At 43.2% G+C, this 417-nt stretch carries 1 protein-coding gene; it reads left to right on the plus strand.

Annotated elements, in window-relative coordinates:
• The coding region (yidC, locus tag A3735_RS11235) for a membrane protein insertase YidC (protein ID WP_156499626.1) at window positions 1–417 on the plus strand (417 nt) is incomplete at both ends.

The raw sequence follows: 417 nt of genomic DNA on the forward strand, positions 1-417 counted from the left end.
ACTGGCAGGCAAACCTGTCTGGAAAGATTGTAAGAGATCGTTCCTCTGACCCATCGAGCCAAAATAGTATGGGTATGCAGTCATTTTTGGGAATGGCGCTTTCAAGCGCTGAAAAACCTTACGAGAAATATGACTTTGAAGACATGCTTGACTCCCCTATCAATGAACAAATTCATGGTGGTTGGGTTGCATTTATTCAGCATTACTTCCTAAGTGCCTGGATCCCAGATAATGGCGTTACTCATACTTATCAAACACGCGTGAAAGGCGGTCGATATTTGATGGGCTTTATTAGCCCTGCAATCGAAGTCGCTCCAGGAGAAACCAAGACGACATCTGCACAGTTATATATTGGTCCAAAGATTATGGAGCGTTTGGAAGCTATTGCACCAAACCTTGATTTAACCGTAGATTTTG

The sequence above is a fragment of the Oleiphilus sp. HI0061 genome (assembly GCF_001635675.1).